General features: G+C 68.4%; 10 protein-coding genes and 1 rRNA gene. All 11 read left to right on the forward strand.

Going from position 1 to position 9,991, the window contains the following annotated elements; all coding sequences use genetic code 11:
* Window positions 1-71 precede the first annotated feature (71 nt).
* Window positions 72-188 (forward strand): 5S ribosomal RNA (rrf, locus tag AOJ26_RS33955).
* A gap of 109 nt (window positions 189-297) precedes the next feature.
* The gene (locus AOJ26_RS33960; protein ID WP_053852216.1) at window positions 298-906 is read left to right on the forward strand and encodes a CDP-alcohol phosphatidyltransferase family protein; all 609 of its coding nucleotides are present in this window, start codon (window positions 298-300) and stop codon (window positions 904-906) included.
* Window positions 907-1,020: 114 nt separating this feature from the next.
* The gene (locus AOJ26_RS33965; RefSeq protein WP_053852217.1) at window positions 1,021-3,516 is read left to right on the forward strand and encodes a mannose-1-phosphate guanyltransferase; all 2,496 of its coding nucleotides are present in this window, start codon (window positions 1,021-1,023) and stop codon (window positions 3,514-3,516) included.
* A 96-nt stretch (window positions 3,517-3,612) separates the two neighbouring features.
* Window positions 3,613-4,521 carry a DUF881 domain-containing protein gene (locus tag AOJ26_RS33970; protein WP_086724151.1) on the forward strand — a complete coding sequence of 303 codons (909 nt, stop codon included), beginning with the start codon at window positions 3,613-3,615 and terminating at the stop codon, window positions 4,519-4,521.
* Window positions 4,518-4,850, forward strand: coding sequence for a small basic family protein (locus AOJ26_RS33975; RefSeq protein ID WP_003988855.1), 333 nt, complete (start codon window positions 4,518-4,520; stop codon window positions 4,848-4,850). Before AOJ26_RS33970 ends, AOJ26_RS33975 begins: the two co-directional genes overlap by 4 nt.
* Before the next feature lie 5 nt (window positions 4,851-4,855).
* Entirely contained in the window at window positions 4,856-5,695 is an 840-nt protein-coding gene (locus AOJ26_RS33980) for a DUF881 domain-containing protein (RefSeq protein WP_053852219.1), read from the forward strand.
* A 61-nt stretch (window positions 5,696-5,756) separates the two neighbouring features.
* Window positions 5,757-6,662 (forward strand): FHA domain-containing protein, encoded by a 906-nt coding sequence (locus tag AOJ26_RS42385; RefSeq protein WP_078960135.1) that lies wholly within the window; start codon window positions 5,757-5,759, stop codon window positions 6,660-6,662.
* Window positions 6,663-6,680: 18 nt separating this feature from the next.
* Window positions 6,681-7,418 (forward strand): MerR family transcriptional regulator, encoded by a 738-nt coding sequence (locus AOJ26_RS33990; RefSeq protein WP_053852221.1) that lies wholly within the window; start codon window positions 6,681-6,683, stop codon window positions 7,416-7,418.
* A 77-nt stretch (window positions 7,419-7,495) separates the two neighbouring features.
* Window positions 7,496-7,969 carry a bifunctional nuclease family protein gene (locus AOJ26_RS33995; RefSeq protein ID WP_004002801.1) on the forward strand — a complete coding sequence of 158 codons (474 nt, stop codon included), beginning with the start codon at window positions 7,496-7,498 and terminating at the stop codon, window positions 7,967-7,969.
* A 263-nt stretch (window positions 7,970-8,232) separates the two neighbouring features.
* Window positions 8,233-8,880 carry a MerR family transcriptional regulator gene (locus tag AOJ26_RS34000; protein WP_078960136.1) on the forward strand — a complete coding sequence of 216 codons (648 nt, stop codon included), beginning with the start codon at window positions 8,233-8,235 and terminating at the stop codon, window positions 8,878-8,880.
* Between the two features lie 56 nt (window positions 8,881-8,936).
* The coding region (locus AOJ26_RS34005) for a DNA polymerase IV (RefSeq protein ID WP_078960137.1) at window positions 8,937-9,991 on the forward strand (1,055 nt) is incomplete at its 3' end.

The following is a 9,991-nucleotide window of genomic DNA, read 5'->3' on the forward strand; positions in this document are numbered from 1 at the left end:
ATATTTGCTCGCGTCCACTGTGTTAGTTCTGAGGCAACGACCGTGTCATTTCCGGTCTAGTTTCATAGTGTTTCGGTGGTCATAGCGTGAGGGAAACGCCCGGTTACATTCCGAACCCGGAAGCTAAGCCTTACAGTGCCGATGGTACTGCAGGGGGGACCCTGTGGGAGAGTAGGACACCGCCGAACTCCTTTTAGAGCTCTGGCTCTTGGGCACGCAGCCCAAGAGCCAGAGCTTTTTTGCGTTGAGGTAGGGTCAGGGAGCATCGTTGGCACGTTTCCCACAGGAGGCCCCCGGGTGGAGGTCCAGGAGACCCGCGTCCAGACGGACCGGGTCCTCACCATCCCCAACATCCTCAGCATGGCGCGGCTCGTCGGGGTACCGCTCTTCCTGTGGCTGATCCTCAGGCCCGAGTTCGGAGGGCCCAAGAGTGACACCTGGGCGTTGCTGGTACTGGCTCTGAGCGGGATCAGCGACTATCTGGACGGCAAGCTGGCCCGCCGGTGGAACCAGATCAGCAGCCTCGGCCGGCTGCTCGACCCCGCGGCTGACCGTCTCTACATTCTCTCGACTCTGGTCGGCCTCACCTGGCGCGAGATTCTGCCAATCTGGTTGACGGCTGCACTTCTCTTGCGGGAGCTGATGCTCCTGGTGATGGTGGGCATCCTCAGGCGTCACGGTTATCCGCCGCCGCAGGTGAACTTCCTCGGCAAGGCCGCCACCTTCAACCTGATGTACGCCTTCCCGCTGCTGCTGCTCAGTGACGGAACTGGATGGATCTCGTCACTCGCTGCTATTTTCGGATGGGCGTTCGCCGGATGGGGTACAACGCTGTACTGGTGGGCAGGAGTGCTCTATGTGGTCCAAGTCCGCCGCCTGGTCCGTGCGGACGCTGAGGCCGACTGAACTCGCCCATTGGCACGGCCGTAGCGGCTCGATGGCCCCCGACGGAAAAGTGCGGGACAATCTGGACGGGTGAAGTCGGCTAGACCGTCATCTCTCAAGGAGGACGCTTCCGACATGAAGGCCGTCGTGATGGCCGGAGGCGAAGGCACACGCCTTCGTCCCATGACCTCGAGCATGCCCAAGCCGCTCCTGCCGGTGGCAAACCGGCCGATCATGGAGCACGTTCTGCGGCTGCTCAAAAGGCATGGGCTCAACGAGACCGTCGTCACCGTCCAGTTCCTGGCCTCACTGGTCAAGAACTACTTCGGTGACGGTGAAGAGCTCGGAATGGAGCTCTCCTATGCCAACGAGGAGAAGCCACTCGGTACCGCCGGAAGCGTCAAGAACGCCGAAGAGGCGTTGAAGGACGATGCTTTCCTCGTCATCTCCGGTGATGCCCTGACCGACTTCGACCTCACCGAGCTCATCAACTTCCACAAGGAAAAGGGCGCGCTGGTCACCGTCTGCCTGACGCGTGTACCCAATCCGCTCGAATTCGGCATCACCATCGTCGACGAGGAAGGCAAGGTCGAGCGCTTCCTGGAGAAGCCGACCTGGGGCCAGGTCTTCTCGGACACCGTGAACACGGGCATCTATGTCATGGAGCCCGAGGTCTTCGACTACGTCGACCCCGATGTGCCCGTGGACTGGTCGGGCGATGTCTTCCCGCAGTTGATGAAGGAAGGCAAGCCGATCTACGGCTATGTCGCGGAGGGCTACTGGGAGGACGTCGGCACCCACGAGAGCTATGTGAAGGCGCAGGCCGACGTCCTGGAAGGCAAGGTCGACGTCGAGATCGACGGCTTCGAGCTCTCCCCGGGCGTATGGGTGGCCGAGGGTGCCGAGGTGCATCCCGACGCCGTGCTCCGTGGCCCGCTGTACATCGGTGACTACGCCAAGGTCGAGGCCGGCGCCGAGATCCGGGAGCACACCGTCGTCGGCTCGAACGTGGTCGTGAAGAGCGGGGCGTTCCTGCACAAGGCCGTCGTGCACGACAACGTGTACGTCGGGCAGCAGAGCAATCTGCGCGGCTGTGTCGTCGGGAAGAACACCGACATCATGCGGGCGGCTCGTATCGAGGACGGCGCGGTCATCGGTGACGAGTGCCTCGTCGGCGAAGAATCGATCATTCAGGGGAATGTGCGGGTCTACCCGTTCAAGACCATCGAAGCCGGTGCCTTCGTCAACACCTCGGTCATCTGGGAGTCCAGGGGCCAGGCGCATCTCTTCGGCGCCCGTGGTGTCTCCGGCATCCTCAACGTCGAGATCACCCCGGAGCTCGCGGTCCGACTGGCCGGTGCGTATGCGACGACCCTCAAGAAGGGGTCGACCGTCACCACCGCCCGCGACCACTCCCGTGGCGCGCGAGCACTGAAGCGGGCCGTCATCTCCGCTCTCCAGGCCAGCGCCATCGACGTACGCGACCTGGAGAACGTACCGCTGCCCGTCGCGCGGCAGCAGACCGCGCGGGGGAGCGCCGGCGGGATCATGATCCGGACCACGCCCGGGGTGCCGGACTCCGTGGACATCATGTTCTTCGACGGGCGGGGTGCGGACCTCTCCCAGGGCAGTCAGCGCAAGCTGGACCGGGTGTTCGCGCGGCAGGAGTACCGGCGCGCGTTCCCCGGTGAGATCGGGGACCTGCACTTCCCCTCCAGCGTCTTCGACTCGTACACCGGTTCGCTGCTGCGGAACGTCGACATCACCGGGATCTCCGAGTCCGGGCTGAAGGTCGTCGTGGACGCGTCCAACGGAAGTGCCGGACTGGTGCTGCCGAGTCTGCTCGGGAAGCTCGGGGTGGACTCGCTGACCATCAACCCGGGGCTCGACGAGTCCAGGCCGACCGAGACGGCGGACGCCCGGCGGTCGGGGCTGGTGCGGCTGGGCGAGATCGTCGCGTCCGCGCGGGCCGCGTTCGGTGTGCGGTTCGACCCCGTGGGTGAGCGGCTGTCCCTGGTGGACGAGAAGGGCCGGATCATCGAGGACGACCGGGCACTGCTCGTCATGCTCGACCTGGTCGCCGCCGAGCGGCGCAGCGGCCGGGTGGCGCTGCCGGTGACCACTACGCGGATCGCCGAGCAGGTGGCGGCGTACCACGGGACGCAGGTCGAGTGGACGACCACCTCGCCCGACGACCTCACCCGGGTCGGACGCGACGACTCGACGATCTTCGGCGGTGACGGCAAGGGCGCCTTCATCATCCCGGAGTTCAGCAGTGTCTTCGACGGCACGGCGGCCTTCGTACGGCTGATCGGGCTGGTGGCGCGGACGCAGCTCACGCTCAGCCAGATCGACGCGCGGATTCCGCGGGCGCACGTCCTCAAGCGGGATCTGGCGACTCCGTGGGCCGTCAAGGGGCTGGTGATGCGCAGGGTCGTGGAGGCGGCGGGCGATCGCTTCGTCGACACGACCGACGGCGTCCGGGTCGTCGAGACCGACGGGCGCTGGGTGATGGTGCTGCCGGACCCGGCGGAGGCGGTCACCCATCTGTGGGCCGAGGGGCCGGACGACGCGTCCGCGCAGGCCCTGCTGGACGAGTGGGCGGCGGTCGTGGACAGCGCCGGCCGCTGAGCCGCCCCACGCGCGCGTGCCGGACAAGTCTCCCCAACGGGGCCTGTCCGGCACGCCGATGGGGCCATTCGGAGGTAGGGGCCGCGACGTGCGACGATGTGCGGCATGCCGCAGCAGCCCCCCATTCGGAGCACCCCCACGCGCCCGCCGCGCCCGGACGCCTCCATGTCGCTGCTCACCAACGTCATGGACCACAGCCTCGACGACGGGTACGCCGAAGCCGCTGCCCGCAAGAAGGCCGCAGGTGACGGCGGGCTGCCCAAGACGTTGCGGGCGAGGCTGGGGCTCGCCCTGGGCCTGGTGCTCGCCGCCCTCGTGGTCACCGTGGGGGCGGCGCAGGCGCGGGTGGCCGCCCCGGTCGTGGCCAAGGAGCGCGAGGAGCTCATCGACCGCATCGACCGCGAGACCGAGACGGCGGACAGGCTCGAGGAGAGCGTCGACCGACTCCGCGACGACGTGGGCGCCCGGCAGCGCGAGGCCCTCAAGCAGAGTGGCGACAGTGGCCAGGCCGATCTCGTGGGCATCCTGTCGGGCGCCGTGGAGGTGCACGGCCCGGGCGTGAAGCTGGTCGTGAACGACGCCAAGGAGGCGGGCACGGGCGGCGGCGACGGGAACCCGCGGGAGACCTCGGGGTTCTCCGACACCGGACGGGTCCGCGACCGGGACATGCAGCGGGTCGTGAACGGACTGTGGGAGTCGGGCGCCGAGGCCGTCTCCATCAACGGACAGCGGCTGACCGCCCTGTCGGCGATCAGGGCCGCGGGTGACGCGATACTGGTCGACAACAAGCCGCTGGTCCCGCCGTATACGGTGCTTGCCGTGGGGGACGGGAAGCGGCTGAGCACCAGGTTCCAGGACAGTGCCGACGGGCTGTATCTGCACGCCCTGGAAGAGAACTACGGCATCCGGACCGCCATCTCCGTGGAGGACGACCTCCGGCTGCCCGCCGCACCGAGTGTGATCGTACGTACAGCAGAGCCGAGAACTGAGAAGGGCACATCGTGATCGCCGTACTGGGCCTCGTCGTGGGAGTCGTGGCCGGCCTGTTGGTCCGGCCTGAGGTTCCGGCGGTTGTCGAGCCTTATCTGCCGATCGCCGTGGTGGCTGCGCTCGACGCCGTCTTCGGGGGGTTGCGGGCCATGCTCGACGGCATCTTCGACGACAAGGTCTTCGTCGTGTCGTTCCTGTCGAACGTGGTCGTGGCCGCGCTGATCGTGTTCCTGGGCGACAAGTTGGGCGTGGGCGCCCAGTTGTCGACCGGTGTCGTCGTGGTGCTCGGCATCCGGATCTTCTCCAACGCCGCGGCGATCCGCCGGCACGTCTTCCGGGCGTGAGGCCGATGAGCGAGCAGGAGGAGACGCCCGGGGGCGGGCTGCGCAGGGAACTGCCGGAGGAACGCCCGGCGGTGCCCGCCCAGGAGACCGAGAAGCCGGGCACCCCGGCAGAGGAGGCCGGGCTGACCGGCCGTCAGCGGCTGGTGAAGGGGCTGTGGCCGCCGCGCGTGACGCGGGCCCAACTCATCGTCGCGGTGCTGCTGTTCGGCCTCGGATTCGGTCTCGCGGTCCAGGTGGCGTCGAACAGTGACAGCGACAGCGCGCTGCGCGGGGCGCGACAGGAAGATCTTGTACGCATCCTCGATGAACTGGACGACCGTACTCAGCGTCTTGAAGACGAGAAGCAGGGCCTCGAGAAGCAGCGGGACGAGCTGGAGAACAGCTCCGACCAGGCCGAGGAGGCCCGCAAGCAGACGGTCGAGAAGGAGCGGCAACTCGGCATCCTGGCGGGCACGGTGGCCGCCCAGGGGCCGGGCATCACGATGACGATCGAGGACACCAAGGGGACGGTCGAGGCGGACATGCTGCTCGACGCGGTCCAGGAGCTGCGGGCGGCCGGGGCGGAGGCGATCCAGGTGAACGGCGTCCGGGTCGTCGCCAACACGTATCTGTCGGATTCCGGCAAGAGCGTGAGCGTCGACGGGAACAAGATCACCGCGCCGTTTCGTTTCAAGGTCATCGGCAATCCGCAGGACCTCGAACCGGCGCTGAACATCCCTGGAGGCGTGGTGCAGACTCTTGAGAAGGAGCAGGCCACCGTTGCCGTCGAGCGGTCCGACAAGATCGTCGTGGACGCCTTGCGAGCAGCGAAGCAGCCTGACTACGCTCGGTCGTCCTCCCAGTGAACCGGGGGTGCATGGGGGGCATCCGGCCAGGGCATGAGGTTGCGGGGGGTCGGCGCACCGATTGGGTGGTGCGTGGTGGAAACTGTCTGGTGGAAACGGACGTTGTGAGGATGTCCGGGTCGACCGGTGTGTTCAATCAGGGTTCGTCCTGCCCCACGGGCGGGTCTGTTTCGGTCAAGGGGAATCGCCCGTGAAGTTGTTTCAGAAGTTGTTCGGCAAGAGCGCGCGAGAAGGTAGCGAGAACGCCACCGCTCGTCATCGCGCACAGCCCGACGCCGAGGGTCAGCGCCCGCTGTTCCGGGACCAGGTCGCCGGTCAGGGTGGTGACGTTTCTGGAGGTCAGGGCGTGCCGTCTGTTGACCCTGCCCAGTCCGGCGGCATAGGTTTCGGGCAGCCGTCAACCTCAAGTACGGGTGGAGGGTTTTCCCCTATGTCGGCCCTGGTGTGTACGAGGTGCGGTAACCGCAACGCGGAGAACAGCCGCTTCTGCTCCAACTGCGGCGCCCCGCTGCGGGCCGGAGCCGTGCCCGAGCGCCCCTCGGAGACGACCTCCACCATCTCCATCTCGGGACTCGAGGCCTACGACTCCGAGGTCACCGGCCAGACGCAGATGCCCGCGCTCTCGCCGGAGGCGCAGGCTGCTGTCGACGCGCTCCCGCTGGGCTCCGCACTCCTGGTGGTGCGCCGCGGACCGAACTCGGGCAGCCGCTTCCTCCTGGACGGCGAGCTGACCACGGCCGGCCGGCACCCGCAGAGCGACATCTTCCTCGACGACGTCACGGTCTCGCGCCGGCACGTGGAGTTCCGCCGCGGTCAGGACGGTTCGTTCACGGTGTCCGACGTGGGCAGCCTCAACGGCACGTACGTCAACCGCGAGCGGATCGACTCGGTCGCCCTGAACAACGGCGACGAGGTGCAGATCGGCAAGTACCGCCTGGTGTTCTACGCGAGCCAGCGGGGCTACTGACCCTCCCAGGGAAGGTCCATGCTTCAAACACCGAGCGGCGGTGCCGGACACGGCACCGCCGCCACGGACAGTGGGCTGATGAGCATCGGCACGGTGCTGAACGTGCTGCGCGACGAGTTTCCCGAGGTCACGATCTCCAAGATCCGTTTCCTGGAGTCCGAGGGCCTCATCGAGCCGCAGCGGACCCCCTCCGGGTACCGCAAGTTCAGCAACCGGGACGTGGAGCGTCTCGGCCACGTCCTGAGGATGCAGCGGGACCACTATCTGCCGCTCAAGGTGATCCGGGAGCACCTGGACGCCATGGAGCGCGGTGAGGCCGTCGCGCTGCCCACGGTGGGCCGCCAGCGGGACGGAGAAACGGTCCTGGAGGTCTCCGAGGGCCCGACCGCGGCCAGGATCGGGCGGGCCGAGCTGCTCGCCGCCGCCGAGATCGGCGAGACGGAGCTGGTGGAGTGGGAGTCGTACGGGCTCATCACGCCGCTGCCGGACGGGGCCTACGACGCCGAGGCGGTGACCGTGGCCGCGCTCGTCGTCGAACTCGGGCGGTTCGGGATCGAGCCGCGGCACCTGCGGGCCATGAAGGCGGCCGCCGACCGTGAGGCCGGACTCGTGGACCAGGTGGTGGCCCCGCTCAAGCGCCACCGCAACCCGCAGACCCGCGCACACGCGCAAGCCCGCGCCAAGGAACTCGCGGGGCTCACGGTGAAGCTGCACGCGGCACTTGTGCAGACCGCGCTCGGCGTACGCCTGCCCTGAGGGCGAGAGGGCCCCGGATCGTCACCCGTTTCCTGCCCGACTACCCAAACGTCCCGGGCACGGCCTAGGGTTGCTGTGTGAACGAGCTCGATGTCGTAGGTGTCCGGGTCGAAATGCCCTCCAACCAACCGATCGTGCTCCTGCGTGAAGTGGGAGGCGACCGCTACCTCCCCATCTGGATCGGGCCCGGGGAGGCGACGGCGATCGCCTTCGCGCAGCAGGGCATGGCCCCCGCACGACCACTGACCCACGACCTGTTCAAGGACGTGCTGGAGGCGGTCGGCCAGGAGCTCACCGAAGTGCGCATCACGGACCTGCGTGAGGGCGTCTTCTACGCGGAGCTGGTCTTCGCCAGCGGGGTCGAGGTGAGCGCGCGGCCGTCCGACGCCATAGCGCTGGCCCTGCGCACCGGAACGCCGATCTACGGCAGCGACGGCGTGCTCGACGACGCCGGCATCGCGATCCCGGACGAGCAGGAGGACGAAGTGGAGAAGTTCCGCGAGTTCCTCGACCAGATCTCCCCCGAGGACTTCGGCACCAGCAGTCAGTGAGGGGTACCCGGCCGGGCCGGCGGATCAGTGGTCCGTGACGGTCCGGCCGTGTCCGGTCGTCACCGAAATGCCGGCATTTGCCACCGGCGCGTGAGAGCGTCCTACGGCCCGCTCGGAGCGCATTCGGCTAGCCTTTCCCCGCGGTGGGGCACGGGAAACCACTCCTTGGGTGATTATCACTCGGCGTGCCGAGTGTGGCGATCGTTGACGCACCCCTGGTGACTGCCTACCGTCGAGAAGGCAGGTCAAGGACGGAGGTCGGCGTGAGAAGCAGCGGCGACGGTACGGCTGGGGGTGCCCCCGGACGGAGTCTCGGGGCGAGCGGTCCGTACCCGCTTCACACCAGCGCGGCCGACCATTCTGCTCCGCAGCGACCGGCGGCCGTGCCGAGCAGCGGAGGGGCGACGTCCATGGCGTCCGAGCAGATCGGCTACCGCGGTCCCACGGCCTGCGCGGCCGCCGGCATCACGTACCGGCAACTGGACTACTGGGCGCGCACCGGGCTGGTGGAGCCGAGCGTGCGGCCCGCCTACGGGTCGGGGACGCAGCGGCTCTACAGCTTCCGGGACGTCGTCGTCCTGAAGATCGTCAAGCGGTTCCTCGACACCGGTGTGTCGCTGCAGAACATCCGCACCACGGTCCAGCACCTGCGGGAGCGCGGATTCCAGGACCTGGAGCGCATGACGCTCATGAGCGACGGGGCCACGGTCTACGAGTGCACCTCGCCCGACGAGGTCCACGCGCTGCTCCAGGGCGGGCAGGGGATCTTCGGGATCGCCGTCGGCGTGGTGTGGCGGGACGTCGAGAGCGCCCTGTCGCAACTGCACGGGGAGCGCATCGACACCGGGGAGACGCTCGTCGGGCACAACCCCGCGGACGAGCTGGCCAGGCGCCGCAACCGGGCGGTCTGAAACCGGCCGCTGTCTGCGGCGGGGCATTGTCAGTGGCGTAGGGCAGCATCGGACATGTGAGAAAAGCGCCCACGATCCTGCATCTCGACATGGATGCCTTCTACGCCTCGGCGGAGCAGGCGTCCAAGCCGAGTCTGCGCGGGAAGGCCGTCGTCGTGGGTGGGCTGGGGCCGCGGGGTGTGGTGGCCACCGCGTCCTACGAGGCCCGGGTGTTCGGGGTGCACTCGGCGATGCCCATGGCCCAGGCGAGACGGCTCGCGCCGAACGCCGCGTATCTCGTGCCGCGCTTCGGGTTCTACAAGGCGATCAGCGAGCAGGTGATGGGGCTGCTGCGGGAGCTGTCGCCGCTCGTGGAGCCGCTGAGCCTGGACGAGGCGTTCGTGGATCTGGAGGCCGGGGGAGCGGCCTGGGACGAGGCGTCGGCGCGACTGGTCGGGGCGCAGCTGCGGGCCGACATACGGGCCGTCACGGGGCTCACGGGGTCGGTGGGGCTGGCCGCGTCGAAGATGCTCGCGAAGATCGCCTCCGAGCAGGCCAAGCCGGACGGGCTGGTGGTGATCGAGCCGGGCACCGAGCGGGCGATGCTCGGGCCGATGTCGGTGCGGACCCTGCCCGGGGTGGGGCCGGCGACCGGGGACCATCTGCGGCGGGCCGGGATCCACACGGTCGACGAGATCGTCGAGGCGGGGGAGGACGAGCTCGTACGGCTGCTCGGGAAGGCGCACGGGCACGGGCTGTACGCGATGGCGCTGGCGCGGGACGAGCGGGCCGTGGTGGCGGAGCGGGAGGCCAAGTCGGTGTCCGTGGAGGACACCTACGACGTGGACATCCATGACCGGGTGCGGGTGGGGCTCGAGGTGCAGCGGCTTGCCGACCGGTGTGTGCGGAGGCTGCGGGAAGCCGGGTTGTCGGGGCGGACCATCGTGCTGAAGGTGCGGCGGTACGACTTCTCGACGCTGACGCGGTCGGAGACCTTGCGGGGGCCCACGGATGATCCGGCGGTGGTGCGGGAGGCCGCCCTGCGGCTGCTGGAGGGCGTCGACTCGACGGGGGGTCTGCGGTTGCTGGGGGTGGGGGTGTCCGGGCTTGCCGACTTCACCCAGGAGGACCT

It is taken from the genome of Streptomyces sp. NRRL B-24085 (assembly GCF_001282115.1).
Taxonomy (GTDB): Bacteria; Actinomycetota; Actinomycetes; order Streptomycetales; family Streptomycetaceae; genus Streptomyces.